This window comes from Legionellales bacterium (assembly GCA_026125385.1).
Taxonomy (GTDB): Bacteria; Pseudomonadota; Gammaproteobacteria; order JAHCLG01; family JAHCLG01; genus JAHCLG01.
This window is the reverse complement of the sequence record JAHCLG010000009.1, coordinates 75,036-91,570: the sequence shown is the minus strand read 5'-3', so window position 1 is coordinate 91,570 and position 16,535 is coordinate 75,036. Positions and strand designations below refer to the sequence as shown.

The window sequence follows — 16,535 nt, the reverse complement described above, 5'->3', positions numbered from 1 at the left end:
GCGCTCCGTTCCAGGCTACAGGCAGGAGAAAATTGTGCAAATCAGCATTTTGCCTGTTTTTTTACCGGCTTAGAAGTAGTAAACTTAGCATAAATTTTCAAAACGGGCGGCATAGCACCATGACACAACCTACCATGACTGAGATGTGGGATAATTCATTTTTATACGATGGCAGTAGTAGCTATTTAGAAAGTTTATTCGAGGATTATTTACGCGATCCCAACACAGTCGATAGCCGTTGGCGTCAATGTTTTGATCAGTTGCCTAAAAAAAATGGATCACTCGATGTGTCGCATGCCGCGATTCGCGACTATTTCCGTGAGTTAAGTCGTCAGCCACAAGCCAGTGTTGCTGTCGCTAGTGGTGATGTTGAGCAAGTGCGTAAGCAAACGCAAGTCATGAATTTAATTAATGCGTATCGCAGTTTTGGACATCATGCTGCGGATCTTGATCCCTTAAAATTAACGCAACGTGTGGCAATTCCGGCATTAGATCTCGCTTATCATGGTTTATCCGCGAGCGATTTAACTCGAGTATTTAATACGGGAACACTAGCGGGTCAAGAAAATGCGAGTTTACAAACCATTTTAGATGCACTCCAAAAAACCTATTGTGGCACGATTGGCGTGGAATACATGCATATTTCGAATACCGAAGAAGTGCGTTGGCTACAAGAACGTTTAGAACAAACTCAATCAACACCAAAATTTAATCCCGATACAAAAAAACATATTTTACGAGGACTCACTCACGCCGAAGGGCTCGAAAAATATTTAGGTTCACGTTATGTGGGACAAAAGCGGTTTTCGTTAGAAGGCGGTGAAAGTTTAATTCCTCTTCTAGATACTCTAGTGCAAAACTCCGGCAGCCTTGGCGTAAAAGAAATTGTTTTAGGCATGGCGCATCGCGGACGTTTAAATGTGCTAGTGAATATTTTAGGTAAATCCCCTGAAGAATTATTTCACGAATTTGAAGGAAAAAAAGAAAATAATGGTCACAGTGGTGATGTTAAATATCACATGGGATTCTCTTCCGACGTGCAAACCCCTGGCGGTATTGTTCACTTGGCCTTGGCCTTTAATCCCTCGCATTTAGAAATTATTAATCCCGTCGTCGAAGGTTCAGTGCGTGCAAGGCAAGATCGCCACCAAGATGCGCAACGCAATAAAGCGTTACCGATTTTAATTCATGGTGATGCCGCGTTTGCAGGGCAAGGTGTGGTGATGGAAACATTAAATATGTCGCAAGCGCGCGGTTTTGCGACAGGTGGCACCATCCACATCATTATTAATAATCAAATTGGTTTTACCACCAGCAATCCGTTGGATGCGCGCTCTACCTTATATTGCAGTGATATCGTAAAAATGATCCAAGCACCGGTATTTCACGTCAATGGCGACGATCCAGAAGCCATTGTTTTTGTCACCCAGTTAGCGGTAGATTATCGCTTCAAATTTAACAAAGATATTTTAATCGATTTAGTGTGCTATCGTCGTCATGGTCACAACGAAGCCGATGAACCTTCAGCAACCCAACCTATCATGTATAAAGCGATTAAAGCTCAAGCTTCCACACGTACACTTTATGCTGAACGCTTAATCCAAGAACAAGTGACTACGCAATCCGCAGTCGAGAAGCTCAACGAAGACTATCGCGCTATCCTCGACAAAGGTCAAAATGTGGTGCAATTATCCTCGCACAGCGATTCCAAATTCGCGATTGATTGGACCCCTTATACCGAACAAAATTGGCGAGTCGCCATTGACACCAGCGTGCCACTGACGCGCTTGCAAGAATTAGGTCGTTTGCTGACTACCGTTCCAGACGGATTTAAAATTCAAGCCCAAGTGCAAAAAGAATATGAAAATCGCGCTAAAATGGCCAAAGGTGAATTACCACTTAACTGGGGATTTGCCGAAACATTGGCGTATGCCACGTTAATTGCTTCCGGCAATCCGGTGCGATTATGTGGTCAAGATTGTCAGCGTGGAACTTTCTCGCATCGTCAATGCGTTTTGCACGATCAAAACACGGGAGAATTATATACTCCCTTGCATCATCTCACCGACGATCAAGCTCGCTTCACCGTAATCGATTCCTTTTTATCGGAAGAAGCAGTGTTAGGTTTTGAATATGGCTACGCTTCTTCTTCACCCAAAACCTTAGTGATTTGGGAAGCGCAGTTTGGTGATTTTGCGAATGGGGCACAAGTCGTGATTGATCAATTCATCAGTTCGGGTGAACAAAAATGGGGGCGTTTATGCGGATTAACCCTATTATTACCCCACGGTTACGAAGGCATGGGACCTGAACATTCTTCGGCGCGTTTAGAACGTTATTTGCAATTGTGCGCGCAAAAAAATATGCAAGTGTGCGTGCCCACCACACCCGCACAAGTCTATCACATGTTGCGTCGTCAACAGTTGCGCACATTTCGTAAACCCCTCATTGTCATGTCGCCCAAAAGTTTACTGCGTCATAAACTGGCGGTTTCAAATTTAGAAGAATTAGCCAATGGAAAATTTCAAGCCGTGATTAACGAAATAGATGCACTGGATGCGAAAAAAGTGCAACGGGTTATTTTATGTAGCGGTAAAGTATATTACGATTTATTAGAACGTCGTCGGCAAGAAAAACTCACTCATTGCGCCATTATTCGTTTGGAACAACAATATCCATTCCCTAAAGAAGAAATTATCGCCGCCTTAAAACCGTATACCAAAGCCAAAGAAATTATTTGGTGTCAGGAAGAACCCAAAAATCAAGGTGCTTGGTATTTTCTCTTGCCGCGTTTACAAGCTTGCTTGAATGATCAACACGTTTTATCCTATGCCGGACGCGCGCATGCAGCGGCACCTGCGACGGGTTCACCGAAAATGCATCAAGCACAGCAAAATAATTTGGTGGAAAAAGCCTTAGGATTAACGCAAGCGGACGTGGTGAATTTTAGCCAACACGTATAATATTTAACTCTAACTATTGGGGACACAGCAAACATGTCAATTGAAATTAAAGTGCCAACGTTGCCGGAATCTGTCGCGGATGCGGTAGTCAGCGCTTGGCACAAAAAACCTGGGGATTTTGTCACCCGCGATGAAAATTTAGTCGATATCGAAACCGATAAAGTGATGCTAGAAGTACCCGCGCCTCAAGATGGTATTCTCAAAGAAATCGTGCAACAAGCCGGCAGCACCGTTAAAGCAGAACAAGTGCTTGCGATTATCGAAGCTGCCACTGCCAACACGACACCGGTAAAAGCCGCAGCCGTTCCAGCCGCCGCCAACGTAGAAACGTCTTCTGCTCCAAACGATAGCTTAAGTCCTTCGGTGCGACGGATTGTGGCGGAGAAAGAAGTGAATGTTAGTGATATTTCAGGGACAGGCAAAGACGGGCGCATCACTAAAACCGATGTGTTAACTCATTTAGCGAGTGCTACCTCACCAGCACCAACCACGATGATAAGCCCAGGTTCTCGCCCAGAACAACGCGTGGCGATGACGCGTCTTCGCGCACGCATTGCCGAGCGCCTATTAAGCGCGCAACACAATGCCGCAATTTTAACGACCTTTAACGAAATTGATATGTCTGCGGTAATGAATTTACGCAATCAATATCAAGACAATTTTGAAAAACAACATGGTATTCGCTTAGGATTTATGTCGTTTTTTACGAAAGCAGCCATCGAAGCATTAAAACGTTTTCCGGCTGTAAATGCATCAATCGATGGTAACGATATGGTTTACCACGGTTACTTTGATATTGGCATGGCGGTTTCTACCGATCGTGGATTAGTCGTACCGGTATTGCGCAATGCCGATCGCATGAGCATGGCAGATATCGAATCTTCCATTGCTGAATATGCCAAGCGCGCGCGCGATGGGAAATTAACCATCGATGAAATGACGGGCGGCACCTTCACCATCACCAATGGTGGTGTATTTGGTTCGTTACTCGCTACGCCCATTATCAATCCTCCCCAAAGTGGTATTTTAGGCTTGCACAAAATTGAAAAACGTCCTGTCGTCGTTAACGATGAAATTGTGATCCGCCCCATGATGTATGTGGCATTATCCTACGATCATCGCATTATCGATGGACGCGAATCGGTGCAATTCTTAAAAACCGTCAAAGAAATGATTGAAGATCCAACACGATTATTATTGGAAGTTTAATCATTATTGTTTTAATTATTCTAGAAGGCACATTGCAATGAATTTACATGAATATCAAGCTAAACAATTGTTTCGCGACTACGGTATTGCCGTACCGAATGGCGAAGTGATCCGCAGCACACAAGAAGTGAGTGCTGCAATCGATCAATTAGAAACCAAACGCTTTGTGGTGAAAGCGCAAGTGCACGCCGGTGGCCGCGGTAAAGCAGGCGGCGTTAAATTGGTGAGCACTAAAGAAGAAGCCTTAGACGTCGTAAAATCTTTATTAGGCACGCGGTTAGTAACCTATCAAACCGATGAACGTGGACAACCGGTTAATCAAATTTTAATTGAAGAAACCTCAGATATCGATCGCGAATTATATTTAGGCGCTGTGGTCGATCGCGCTACCCGTCGTGTGGTTTTTATGGCATCCACGGAAGGTGGTGTGGAAATTGAAAAAGTCGCAGAAGAAACCCCAGAAAAGATTTTTAAAATCATTGTCGATCCACTCGTTGGCATCATGCCATTTCAATGTCGTGAAGTGGCTTTCCAGTTAGGCTTAAAAGACGATCAAATCAAACAATTTTCCACGATTATGTTAGCGCTGGGAAAAATGTATCAAGACTTAGATTTAAGTTTATTAGAAATTAATCCGTTAGTTGTCACTAAACAAGGTAATTTATTATGTTTAGACGGCAAAATTAACATTGATGATAATGCGCTATTTCGCCAACCGCGTTTGCGTGATATGCGCGATACCACTCAAGAAGACGATCGCGAAAATCATGCGCGTGAATGGGAACTCAATTACATTGCCCTCGATGGCAATATTGGTTGCATGGTCAATGGCGCAGGGTTGGCGATGGCGACCATGGACGTCGTGAAATTACACGGCGGTGCACCCGCGAATTTCTTAGATGTGGGTGGTGGTGCCACCAAAGAACGCGTGACGGAGGCATTCAAAATTATTTTATCCGATACCAATGTGAAAGCGGTATTAGTCAATATTTTTGGCGGCATCGTGCGTTGTGATTTAATTGCAGATGGTATTATTGGCGCAGTGGCTGAAGTAGGAATAAAAATTCCTGTTGTCGTGCGTTTAGAAGGTAATAACGCAGAACTTGGCGCAAAAAAATTAACCGAAAGTGGTTTAAATATCATTGCCGCCACCAGTTTAACCGATGCGGCGAAAAAAGCTGTCGCTAGCGTGGAGAAATAATAATGAGTATTTTAATTAACAAAAACACCAAAGTCATTTGCCAAGGTTTTACCGGTAAACAAGGCACTTTTCATTGCGAACAAGCCATTGCTTACGGCACTAAAATGGTCGGCGGTGTCACTCCTGGTAAAGGTGGTCAAGAACATTTAAATTTACCGATTTTTAACACCGTGCGCGATGCCGTTAAACAAACTGGCGCCGAAGCTTCTGTAATATATGTTCCAGCGCCTTTTTGTAAAGATTCTATTATTGAAGCGGCAGAAGCGGGAATTCAATTAATCGTGTGTATTACCGAAGGCATTCCCACGCTGGATATGTTAGAAGCAAAATACTACATCGAAAAAAATACGCAAGCCCGTTTAATTGGCCCCAATTGCCCAGGCGTTATCACTCCTGGCGAATGCAAAATTGGGATCATGCCAGGACATATTCATTTACCTGGAAAAGTAGGAATTGTCTCGCGTTCTGGAACGTTAACCTATGAAACGGTGAAACAAACTACCGACGCCGGTTATGGGCAAAGCACGTGTGTGGGGATTGGGGGCGATCCTATTCCTGGCACCACTTTTATCGATGTTTTGAAATTATTCCAAGACGATCCACAAACCGAAGCCATTGTGATGGTGGGTGAAATTGGTGGTAGCGCGGAAGAAGAAGCTGCAGAGTTTATTAAACACTACGTCAAAAAACCCGTCGTTTCTTATATTGCAGGCGTCACCGCACCGGCTGGCAAACGCATGGGACATGCTGGCGCCATTATTTCGGGTGGTAAAGGCACTGCCAAAGAAAAATTTGCAGCCTTAGAAGCCGCAGGAGTTAAAACCGTAAAATCTCCTGCCGATATTGCTCGCGCCTTGCAAGAAATAACGGGGTGGTAATTTTCTAAGGTATGTTTGCTGATCCGCGCTGTGAAGCCACAGTCGAATCTCCAATACCCAGTAATACAATTCTGTTTGCCCATCAAATCCTTATCTGGATTAAACGCAAGTAAAATCCAGGTAAGGTGATTTAAATGCTAAAATACATTGCTTTGTATAAAAATTCATTGACTATTTTTGGTTTTTTCTAGCGCTAAAATCGCAAGACAGCAACAGCTAGAACAAGTATGTTTATCAAACACACTGAAAAAATAACTACCATTTTTGAACTTCAATCGTCCTACCTTATTGTTATAAAATCCACTACATCATGATATAATGCTCTACGCACCCATAAAAAATTTGTTCAAAAATCTTACCTATCAGAAATATTGCACTATCTCTGCGCTTTTTTGGAAATTCTCTCAAGAGTAACCTTTCGATAACCAAGGAAAATATTTTCTTAGGAGGTGAAGCATGAAAAATCGGAAAAAAAATCATATTGATTGTAAAACATGTCCCGTTGCTCAATTTTGCCTAGCGGGCGGGCTCGATAGCCAAAGTTTAGCGGAGCTTAATCACATGATTGCTTATGCCAAGGAATATTCGCGAGGAGAATATATTTACGCTGAAAATGATCCTGTTAAGTATTTATATGCGATTCGACAAGGAACGTGCAAATCTTATTATTTAAATCAACAGGGTGAAGAGCGTGTTCATTCCTTTGAATTAGCCGGTAATATTGTGGGATTGGAATATATTAATGATAAGACCTATAACACCTATGCGCAAACCTTAGAACACAGCATGTTGTGTTTAATCCCAATTAAAGAATTTAAAGATTTTTTGCAAAGTAATTCTGCCCAACAAAATAGAATATTGACGATATTAAGTAATAAATTAAAAGAAAAAGAATTTATTTTGCCAAGCACCAGTGCAAAACAGCGCGTGGCGGCATTTTATTTGGATATTATTCATAAAATTACCGATCGCTCGCGATCGGACAATGAAATTATGCTTAAAATTTCGCAAATGGATATTAGCAATCAATTAGGCATTACGCATGAAACATTAAGTAGAGTATTGCGTAATTTTATTCAATCTGGAATTTTAAAGATCAAAAACAATGCCATCTTGTACGCTAATACCGAAATGCTCTCAGATATTGCATTATTTAATAAAAACTACTTATTAAAATAAAGCCACATTGACAAATATCAATGCTAATTTTAGCTGAAAAATTATAATAAACTTACATTCATTTAATTAACAGGAGAAAAATCATGACAGGTACAACTGAAGGGGGAAGGAAGTCAAGTGAGGGTGGCCGTGGAGATTCCAATAAAGCGAATCCAACGGCCATTGAAAAATATTTAAAAGGCATTGATTTTCCAGCCGATAAAAACGAGATAGTTAATCAAGCAAAAGATAATGATGCGCCAGATGATGTGATGTCGGCCATCAAAAATTTGCCCGATAATGAGTATCGCTCAGCGGTTGATGTCACAAAAGCCGTGAGTCAAGCCCATTAATCGGTGCTTTTTAAGGGTAGCCTGCAACGGAGCGCAGCGTGTAGCCTGGAACGGAGCGTAGCGTGTAGCCTGGAACGGAGCGCAGCGGAGATCCAGGATCAGAAATTCTAAAAAACGAATTCTGAATTTAACCCAAGTTTCGTTACGTGTTTAAAGATTGAAGATAAACAGATATCAATGACACTCCCGCCTCCCCGCCCCCCCCCGTTCCCGGCTACACACTCCGTTCCAAGCTACACAATTGATATAGGAGAAAGAATATGGTTACTAAGGTAGGTTTACAAGCTAATTTTGTTAGCGCATTAAAAGATTTAATCGAATTAGATTATGATGCTATCGAAGCGTATGATGCTGCGATTAAGCGTTTAGAAAATCCCCAATATGCCACAACGTTAAATAATTTCCGCCAAGATCATCAAGATCATGTTACCACGTTAAGCAGTATTTTAAGCGAGCACGGAGAAGAAGCGCCGACTGGCCCGAGCATTGGCAAGCAATGGATAGCCAAAGGTAAAGTAGTATTAGCAGATTTAGCGGGTGATCACGCTATTTTAATGGCCATGAAAAGTAATGAAGAAGATACCAATACCGCTTATCAACGATTAAATGATTTTACCGATAAATGGCCAGATACCATTACTGCGTTAAGTAAAGGGTTAGACGATGAAAAAAAACATAAAGCCTGGATTGAAGGTATTTTGAATCAAACTTAACATAATTTTCTAAGTTAACACGCTGCTTATCGAGCAATGTATAAACGCGAATACTGGCGAGCAAGATTTTCTGCTTGGCGTAAATGTTCTGCTGATAATCGTTTTTTGATAATATCACGATTGTTTTTAGCTAAGGAAAATCCTTGTTGCGTGGCAGTGGTAAGCCAGGCATAGGCTTCTATATCATTGCGCTCTTTGCCTTGGCCATTAGCATATAATAAACCTAAATTATTTTGTGCGCTGGCGAGCCCTAATTTTGCCGCTTGCTCATACCAATACGCTGCACGCGAAAAATCTTGCTTAACGCCTTTTCCTTCACGATATAACAATGCTAAGTTGTATTGCGCTTCTGCAAAATTATGCTGCGCGGCTTGTTCATATAAGGCCGCAGCTTTGTGAAAATTTTGTTTTACACCTTGGCCATCTTCATACATTAACGCTAAATTATACTGCGCTTCAGGAAAATTCTTTTCAGCAGATTTTTCAAACCAACTCACTGCGGTTTTATCCGATTGTTTCACCCCTTTACCTAATCGATACAAAATACCTAAATTATATTGAGCTTTAGCGTGATGTTGATCGGCTGCCAGCTGATACCATTTTGCCGCTTCCGCATAATCTTGCGGCACACCTTTACCTTCTTCATAGAGTAAGGCTAAATTATATTGTGACGAGGCAAATCCATTTTTAGCGGATTGATAATACCACGTTGCCGCCTCTGGAAAATTTTGCGGAACACCTCGACCTAAATGATTTAATAACGCAAAATTATATTGCGCACTAGGATGACCCTGTAACGCAGCGCGATAATACCATTTCGCCGCTTCTGTCTCATTCTTTTTTACCCCCATACCATTTTCATATAATAAGCCTAAATTATATTGCGCCGAGGGAAATCCGCGTAATGCTGCAAATTGATAATAATGATGCGCGTGAGTAAAATTTTGTTTTACGCCTAGGCCATTGGAATATAAATATCCTAAATTATTGGCAGCACCAATAACACCTTGTTTGGCGGAGGCTTGATACCATTGCGCTGCTTTTTCATAATCTTGTGGTACGCCACGGCCAAATTGATACATTAAGCCGATTGAATATTGAGATTTTGCATGATTTTGTTGAGCTGCTTTTTCGTATAAGGTGGCGGCTTTTGAGAAATTTTGTTTTACACCTACACCATCTTCATACAACATGGCTAAATTAAATTGCGCAACTGCCAAATTATTTTTTGCTGCCTGTTCATACCAATAGGCTGCTTGGCGATAATCTTGTTTAACGCCGTCACCTTTTGCATAAAGATAACCTAAATTATTTTGTGACAGAGCAAATCCTGCTTGCGCCGATTTTTTATACCAGTGGATTGCAGTGGGGATATGTTGACTGACGCCATGTCCGTTGCGGTAGAGCAGAGCTAAATAATACATAGCCTCTTTATCGCCATTTTTTGCCGCTGGCGTTAATGCTTGCAGAGCATGAGAAAAATCGCCTTGACGATAGGCAATAATTCCTGCCTGAGTCGCTGCCAATCCTGTGCTAACTATGCTAAGTAATATCAGCATAGCGAATAAGCCATTGAAAATCGCCAACTGCTTCATTGTTTTCTCAAAAAAAATTATGCAACCTAAAAAGGCTTTCGCCTCTTTATTCAGTGTAGATGTGATTTTAGGATTGTGCAAAAGTAAATTTTCAGCTGTATTTTAATAGCTACCATGCAATTGGCTTATACAAATTAGTACCTGGTATTTTCTCTGGTAATTGGGATTCTGTGAGTGATTTTTTACTAATTCTAAGAGTGAAATCTGCATATTTACTTAATACCACTGCTGCTTTACGATATTTATCATTGCCAGGAACAATCAGTCCAATCATTTTTTGATGTTCTTCTTTTACAAACCGTAATGCTTCTGCTATATCGCCATCATTTGATACTAATACAGCACAATCATATTTATTTAACCAAGCATCATTAAGAATATGCAAAGCTAAATTAACATCTGATCCCTTCTCTTCAGTTTTAAATACCTGAATAAATTTTGGAATAGTCGAAGTTGGTTCACATACTTTTGCCATTATTTTACTTGTTAAGTAGTGTCCGTAATAGATTTTTAATTCTTGAATATATTTAGAAATTGCTAATAAATAGAGTTTTTGGCGGTCAGGTGATTTATCAGTTTTATCACGAGGAGAAATTTTTGCAGTGAAATATTTAATTTCCTGAATAGCATGTGTCTCGCCCAATAACAGGGTAAACAATCTTTTCAGATCGAGCCATTTATAATCCGTTTTTCTAAGCGAACCATAGTATAAATTAAATCCATCAACATATACTATCGTTCTTTTTTGTTGCATTTTTAACCCTTTGAAAAGACAAAAGCCTCACAAGGAGGCTTTTTACCCTACGGGCGAAACCGCAGGGGTAGTAGTATTTGCATTATAAATCATACTTATACCATTTGCAAACTATACCACGCGAAGAGAAAGTTCAAAACCGAGTTGTTTTAATACCATGCCAATGGTTTGGAGTTTTGGATTGGTTTTTCCCGATAAGGTTTTGTATAAACTCTCGCGATTTAAGTGAGTTTTTTGAGCGAGCAATCCAATTCCTCCTTGCGCATCTACTACCTGACGTAACGCTAATAAAAAGGCCGCCAAATTATTATCCTGTTGAAATTCTTCTAGAGCAACTTTTAAATAAGTGGCAGCTTCTTTTTTATTACGCAAAGAGTTAATTAACCAATCATCATAACTGCCAGTCATTTTAAGTATTTTAGATTTAGATCTAATCATAATATCGCTCCTTAAAATCAATCCAATATTCTTTAGCTTTTTGAATATCATCTTTTTGTGTTTTTTTGTTCCCGCCAAATAGTAATAAAATTATAGTATTATCATGCTCTTTAAAATAAATTCGGTAACCTGGGCTACGATGAATTCGTAATTCCATTATGCCGCTTCCAACAGACTTATAATCACCAAAGTTGCCTAAGGCAACTCGATTTAGGCGACTATTTATTTGGGCTCTAACAATTTTATCGTTTAATGATGCAAGCCAATCAGTAAACGGTTGTTTACCTGCTTTAGTACGATATACCCGTAACTCCTTCATACGCTGCCCTTCTTAATTGTAGCCCATAGGCTACATTGATTCAAGTTTAATTCAATTAATGATATTGGCAGAGGAGGGGATAAACAAAATAGTCATTTGTATATTGTTAAAGAAAATGAATCAGTGTCAAGCAGTTACATAATCTTAATAATCAACGCATGAATATCCTGTGGCATCAGTGGTTGCAAGGCCTGGTAAACTAAACGATGTTGTTCAATTAATTTTTTATCTTCAAATTGTTTTGCCGCAATTTTAATAGTGAAATGTCCAGCACCGGATTGAGCACCAATATGTCCTTGATGAAGATGACTATCATCGATTATTTCTAAATAAGTGGGTGATAATTGTTGAGTGAGTAAGTTTCGCATGGTTTGTATGCGTTTGGAATTATCCATGTTTAAAATACCTGTTTAAAATAATTAATTTCAATCTGAGCAAAAATGCCAGCCGTTTGATAAGGATCGGCATATGCCCAGGTCGTTGCTTCTTCTATGGAATTAAATTCAGCAATAATTAAACTACCGATTGGCGTTTCTTCTGCATTTAACAGCGGACCTGCTAACACTAAGCGTTGTTGATTTTTTAATAACTCCACGCGTGCAATATGTTCAGGACGAACTTGGGGACGAATTTTATAACCATCTGTTTTATCAAATGCTCGAATCACAAATAACATTGTTACTACTCCTGTTTATCACGCAGTTGTGGATAAAGAATGAGGGTGGTTAATAGCGCCATGATGATCATCGATCCGAGACTGCCAATTAATTTAAACCATACCCAAACCTTCGTTGAAAATAAATAAGCCACTAATAAATTTACACCACCAAATACTATAAAATAAATTACCCATAATAAATTAATCAAATGATGCGATTTTTTGCTGACTTGAATATTTTCTTTTTCTAAAATACGCTGAAATAACGTTTTTTTCTCGCCAAACCATGGCGACAACAGTAGGCCAGCGGCGAATATCCAGCTGATAATGCTGGGTTTCCATTTAAAAAATAATTCATTATGCATGACAAACGTAGGAATTGATAAGAGTAAAATCACTAAAAAAATCGCAACCTGCATGCGGTCGAATTTTTTGAATTTTAAACGATATAAAATAACGCCTAAAAACATCATAATATTAATCGCCGCTACGGCACTATAAAAACCATAAAAGTAATAGACAATCACAAAAATGATGATAGAAAAAATATCGTATAATGCTTTCATAGCAACTCTGAAAATTTTTAAAAAATAAGTATATACCACGCAGCGTTTAAAAGGCGAGTGCTCATTCTGCAATATTTTCCATCAAGCAATTCTTTTTAATCAAACGCTATCGCCCCTATTGGAAGAGAACTAACACAAAATAAAAGCTTGATTGACTTAGCTAAGTTCTTTAGAGTATCTAGTTAATCCCTAGTTTACAGGGTTAGCATCGTAGTCGCGCAAGAGTTGAAACACAAGGAGTTATTATTGCCATGAAACACACCATTAAATATACTTGCATCGCCGCAGCATTCGCATTATTTTCTGCTCATTCAGCATTTGCCGACATTACTTCTCAAGGGCTTTATATCACGGGACAACTCGGCGCCGCGCAAATTGCCACCCCCACCACCAACGATAGAACAGGGGCATCTCCTTTAAACGGCAAAGCCCGTGGTGCCTTTGCCTGGGGACTGAATGCCGGCTATCAATTTCTAGTCAATCCTAATTTCTTAATGGGCGCTGAACTTGCGTATCATGATGATGGCTATTCTTCTGTGACGTTTGCTTCCAATAATCAATATCGTATTACCTCAGAACAATTCGATTTATTGGCGACGTTTCGTTATGTATTGAATTCTCAGTGGAGTGTATTTTTAAAACCCGGAATTGCGCGTTTGCAACAGCATTATAGTATTTGGCAAATTGCTCGTAATTCTGGTATCGACCCTGTCACCACCACACGACATTTCAAACCTGTACTCGCAGTCGGCGCAAGCTTTGCCCTCAACAATCACAATGCCCTTTCGCTGACCTATCAACATACGTTTGGTAAAAATCTTAATACCATCTCCAAAGCCTTTACGCCAACTTCTGGTGTCATCGGCGCTCAACAAGATGTTTATAAAGGAGGCGCCTCTGTCGATAGCATCCTCGTGGGATGGAGTTATTATTTTAATTAAATGCTAACCTGTTACGATCTTCACACCCACACTAATCATTCTGATGGCAGCTTATCTCCAGAAGACTTAGTGGCGCGCGCAGAAGCAGTGGGTGTGACTATGCTCGCCATTACCGATCACGATACCATTTCTGCCATCCCCAGCGCGCTGCAAGCGGCAAATCACCTAGAAATTATTCCAGGGATTGAATTTTCTTCACGCTGGCAAAGTGTGGATATTCATATTCTAGGATTAGCCATTGATATTCATCACCCAGATTTATTAGCAGGCATTGCGGAGCAACAAAGCAGTCGCGAACGGCGCAATCGTGCGATTGCCGAGCGCTTAACGCAATTAGGTGTTCCCAACGCCTATGAAGGGACAGCGGCGTTGAATCGTGATCACAATCTGGGTCGAGTCCATTTTGCTCAATATTTGGTGCAGTGTGGCTTTGCAAACGATTTTAAACAGGCTTTTACGCGCTATTTAAAACCTGGAAAACCGGCTTTTGTGGAACAACCGTGGTTGGATTTTACGATCATTATTAAGCTTATCAAACAAGCGGGGGGATTTGCGGTGTTAGCTCATCCCTTAGAATATCAACTCAAAAGCAAACGATTGCGTCAATTATTACGGGATTTTAAACAAGCCGGCGGTGATGGTTTGGAAATTATCAGTGCGCAAACCCCTAACGATAAACTGCTCTATTTAGCACGGTTAGCGGAGCAGTTTGATTTATACAGTTCTCAGGGTTCCGATTTTCATGGCGATCACATGCCTTGGCGGCAATTAGGTCGTTTCGCAACGTTACCCGCTAAAGCACGTCCGATTTGGAAATGTTGGCAATCTTGAGTTTTTTGCCCTACAATTTGTCCATCATTTTCGCAAGGACTGCTAATTTTCATGAGCACCACACTTCATATTCATCCGCTCAATCCTCAACAACGATTAATTCATCGCGCCATTGAAATTATTCGACAAGGCGGAGTGATTGTTTATCCCACCGATTCTGCCTACGCCTTGGGTTGTCAAATTGGCGATAAACACGCGCTCGATCGCATCCGCCAAATTCGTCAAATCGATGAAAAACACAATCTCACGTTAATTTGTCGCGATTTATCGGATATAAGCACCTATGCAATTGTCAATAACTCAGCGTTTCGTTTTTTAAAAGCCTATACGCCAGGCCCTTACACCTTTTTATTAAAAGCCACGCGCGAAGTGCCCAGGCGGTTGCAAAATCCTCATCGTAAAACCATTGGCATTCGTATTCCTGAAAATCCAATTGCCATGGCCCTGCTCGAAGCATTGGGGGAACCGATGATGACCACTACCTTAATCCTACCCAACGAAGAAATGCCTTTACTCGATCCGTATGAAATCGATATTCAGGTGGGGCATGCGGTGGATTTAATTATCGATGGAGGCTATTGTGGATTTGAAGCCACCACCGTCTTTGATTTAGTCGATGATATTCCCACCATCGTGCGTCAGGGCAAAGGTGATGTCGGGAGAATGCAGTAAATAATTTTTGATTTCCTAATCCGCGCAGTCTAGGTAAAATAGGCGCTTTATGATTTATGGAGAGTCCTACTTGAACCAATCCAGCTTTTCCCGCGTTTTGTCGGGAATGCGTCCCACCGGCGCTTTGCATCTTGGACATTATCATGGTGCGTTAAAAAATTGGGTGCGTCTTCAACATGAACACGAATGTTTTTTCTGTGTCGTCGATTTACACGCGTTAACCACGCATTACGATGAACCGCAATCCTTTGAAACCAATGTTTGGGAAATGGTGGTCGATTGGTTAGCGGCTGGCATTAATCCAGGTTCTGCCAATATTTTTATTCAATCACAAGTTGCTGAACACGCCGAATTACACTTACTCTTATCCATGATTACGCCACTGGGTTGGCTCGAACGCGTTCCCACCTATAAAGAACAACAAGAAAAACTCAAAGAAAAAGATTTATCTACCTATGGTTTTTTAGGATATCCCTTGTTACAAAGCGCCGATATCATGCTCTACAAAGCCACCTATGTGCCGGTCGGTGAAGATCAAGTACCCCACATCGAACTCACTCGCGAAATCGCTCGCCGTTTTAACCATATTTACGGGCGCGACACCGACTACGAGCAAAAAGCCCAAGAAGCGATTTTAAAGCTTGGTAAAAAAAATGCGAAACTCTATCGCACGTTGCTGCAACGTTATCAACAAGAAGGCGATCATGAAGCGTTGGCGACAGGCCAAGCCTTGGTAGAAGAACAAAATCACATTAGTATTAGCGATCGGGAACGTTTACATGGTTATTTAGAAGGCGGCGGTAAAATTATTTTACCCGAACCGCAACCGTTACTGACTCAAAATCCTAAACTCCCGGGTTTAGATGGGCAAAAAATGTCGAAGTCGTATCATAATACGATTGCGTTACGCGATACTCCTGAAGTTGTTGAACAAAAAGTCAAAACCATGCAAACCGATCCGGCACGAGTACGCTTAACCGACCCCGGCGATCCAGAAAAATGTCCAGTATGGGGATTACACAAAGTCTATTCCAAGCAAGAAACCTTAGATTGGGTTAGCCAAGGTTGTCGCAGTGCAGGTATTGGTTGTTTAGAATGCAAAAAACCGTTAATTCAATCCATTCAAGAAGAGTTAGTACCCATCCGCGATCGCGCGCAAGAATATTTGGATAATCCCAGTTTAGTAAAAGCTGTAGTCGCTGAAGGTTGTGAACGAGCAAAAGAAGTGGCGCGAGATACCATGGTGGATGTGCGCGATGCTATTGGTATCGATTATACGTAAAGGA

The 16,535-nt window shown here is 41.0% G+C and carries 18 protein-coding genes; 11 read left to right on the top strand and 7 right to left on the bottom strand.

From position 1 onward, the window contains the following. Window positions 1–119: 119 nt before the first annotated feature. The 7 genes from KIT27_05405 to KIT27_05375 all read left to right on the top strand — a co-directional run bounded on the left by KIT27_05405 (window position 120) and on the right by KIT27_05375 (window position 8,475). Window positions 120–2,963, top strand: coding sequence for a 2-oxoglutarate dehydrogenase E1 component (locus tag KIT27_05405; protein MCW5589083.1), 2,844 nt, complete (start codon window positions 120–122; stop codon window positions 2,961–2,963). Between the two features lie 33 nt (window positions 2,964–2,996). Next, the gene (gene odhB, locus KIT27_05400; protein ID MCW5589082.1) at window positions 2,997–4,172 is read left to right on the top strand and encodes a 2-oxoglutarate dehydrogenase complex dihydrolipoyllysine-residue succinyltransferase; all 1,176 of its coding nucleotides are present in this window, start codon (window positions 2,997–2,999) and stop codon (window positions 4,170–4,172) included. Window positions 4,173–4,209: 37 nt separating this feature from the next. Then, window positions 4,210–5,373: an ADP-forming succinate--CoA ligase subunit beta gene (sucC, locus tag KIT27_05395; protein MCW5589081.1), complete on the top strand. Its 1,164-nt coding sequence runs from the start codon at window positions 4,210–4,212 to the stop codon at window positions 5,371–5,373. A gap of 2 nt (window positions 5,374–5,375) precedes the next feature. Beyond that, window positions 5,376–6,251: a succinate--CoA ligase subunit alpha gene (gene sucD / locus KIT27_05390; GenBank protein ID MCW5589080.1), complete on the top strand. Its 876-nt coding sequence runs from the start codon at window positions 5,376–5,378 to the stop codon at window positions 6,249–6,251. A gap of 456 nt (window positions 6,252–6,707) precedes the next feature. Next, window positions 6,708–7,430 carry a cyclic nucleotide-binding domain-containing protein gene (locus KIT27_05385; protein ID MCW5589079.1) on the top strand — a complete coding sequence of 241 codons (723 nt, stop codon included), beginning with the start codon at window positions 6,708–6,710 and terminating at the stop codon, window positions 7,428–7,430. An 83-nt stretch (window positions 7,431–7,513) separates the two neighbouring features. Next, on the top strand, window positions 7,514–7,762 hold the full coding sequence (locus KIT27_05380; protein MCW5589078.1) for a DUF2795 domain-containing protein: 249 nt from the start codon (window positions 7,514–7,516) through the stop codon (window positions 7,760–7,762). 260 nt (window positions 7,763–8,022) lie between these two features. Beyond that, complete coding sequence (locus KIT27_05375) at window positions 8,023–8,475, top strand: DUF892 family protein (GenBank protein ID MCW5589077.1); 453 nt, start codon at window positions 8,023–8,025, stop codon at window positions 8,473–8,475. A gap of 26 nt (window positions 8,476–8,501) precedes the next feature. Here KIT27_05375 and KIT27_05370 read toward each other — a convergent pair whose 3' ends face one another. From KIT27_05370 to KIT27_05340, 7 genes are all read right to left on the bottom strand, one after another. Continuing rightward, window positions 8,502–10,034, bottom strand: a complete 1,533-nt coding sequence (locus KIT27_05370) for an SEL1-like repeat protein (protein MCW5589076.1) — start codon at window positions 10,032–10,034, stop codon at window positions 8,502–8,504. 145 nt (window positions 10,035–10,179) lie between these two features. Then, window positions 10,180–10,824, bottom strand: coding sequence for an NYN domain-containing protein (locus tag KIT27_05365; GenBank protein MCW5589075.1), 645 nt, complete (start codon window positions 10,822–10,824; stop codon window positions 10,180–10,182). Window positions 10,825–10,935: 111 nt separating this feature from the next. Continuing rightward, the gene (locus tag KIT27_05360; protein MCW5589074.1) at window positions 10,936–11,232 is read right to left on the bottom strand and encodes a transcriptional regulator; all 297 of its coding nucleotides are present in this window, start codon (window positions 11,230–11,232) and stop codon (window positions 10,936–10,938) included. 22 nt (window positions 11,233–11,254) lie between these two features. Further along, window positions 11,255–11,581 carry a type II toxin-antitoxin system RelE/ParE family toxin gene (locus KIT27_05355; GenBank protein ID MCW5589073.1) on the bottom strand — a complete coding sequence of 109 codons (327 nt, stop codon included), beginning with the start codon at window positions 11,579–11,581 and terminating at the stop codon, window positions 11,255–11,257. 134 nt (window positions 11,582–11,715) lie between these two features. Then, window positions 11,716–11,976 (bottom strand): BolA family transcriptional regulator, encoded by a 261-nt coding sequence (locus tag KIT27_05350; GenBank protein MCW5589072.1) that lies wholly within the window; start codon window positions 11,974–11,976, stop codon window positions 11,716–11,718. Between the two features lie 2 nt (window positions 11,977–11,978). Continuing rightward, the gene (locus KIT27_05345) at window positions 11,979–12,257 is read right to left on the bottom strand and encodes a hypothetical protein (GenBank protein ID MCW5589071.1); all 279 of its coding nucleotides are present in this window, start codon (window positions 12,255–12,257) and stop codon (window positions 11,979–11,981) included. Between the two features lie 5 nt (window positions 12,258–12,262). Next, on the bottom strand, window positions 12,263–12,805 hold the full coding sequence (locus KIT27_05340) for a septation protein IspZ (protein ID MCW5589070.1): 543 nt from the start codon (window positions 12,803–12,805) through the stop codon (window positions 12,263–12,265). 251 nt (window positions 12,806–13,056) lie between these two features. On the opposite strand from KIT27_05340, the gene KIT27_05335 reads away from it, so the two are divergent. Genes KIT27_05335 through KIT27_05320 form a run of 4 tightly spaced genes read left to right on the top strand, consistent with a single transcriptional unit; the run spans window position 13,057 to window position 16,531 of the window. Next, window positions 13,057–13,746 carry a porin family protein gene (locus KIT27_05335; protein ID MCW5589069.1) on the top strand — a complete coding sequence of 230 codons (690 nt, stop codon included), beginning with the start codon at window positions 13,057–13,059 and terminating at the stop codon, window positions 13,744–13,746. After that, window positions 13,747–14,577 (top strand): PHP domain-containing protein, encoded by an 831-nt coding sequence (locus KIT27_05330; GenBank protein MCW5589068.1) that lies wholly within the window; start codon window positions 13,747–13,749, stop codon window positions 14,575–14,577. A 51-nt stretch (window positions 14,578–14,628) separates the two neighbouring features. Then, entirely contained in the window at window positions 14,629–15,249 is a 621-nt protein-coding gene (locus KIT27_05325; GenBank protein ID MCW5589067.1) for a threonylcarbamoyl-AMP synthase, read from the top strand. 49 nt (window positions 15,250–15,298) lie between these two features. Then, window positions 15,299–16,531, top strand: coding sequence for a tryptophan--tRNA ligase (locus KIT27_05320; GenBank protein ID MCW5589066.1), 1,233 nt, complete (start codon window positions 15,299–15,301; stop codon window positions 16,529–16,531). Window positions 16,532–16,535 lie beyond the last annotated feature (4 nt).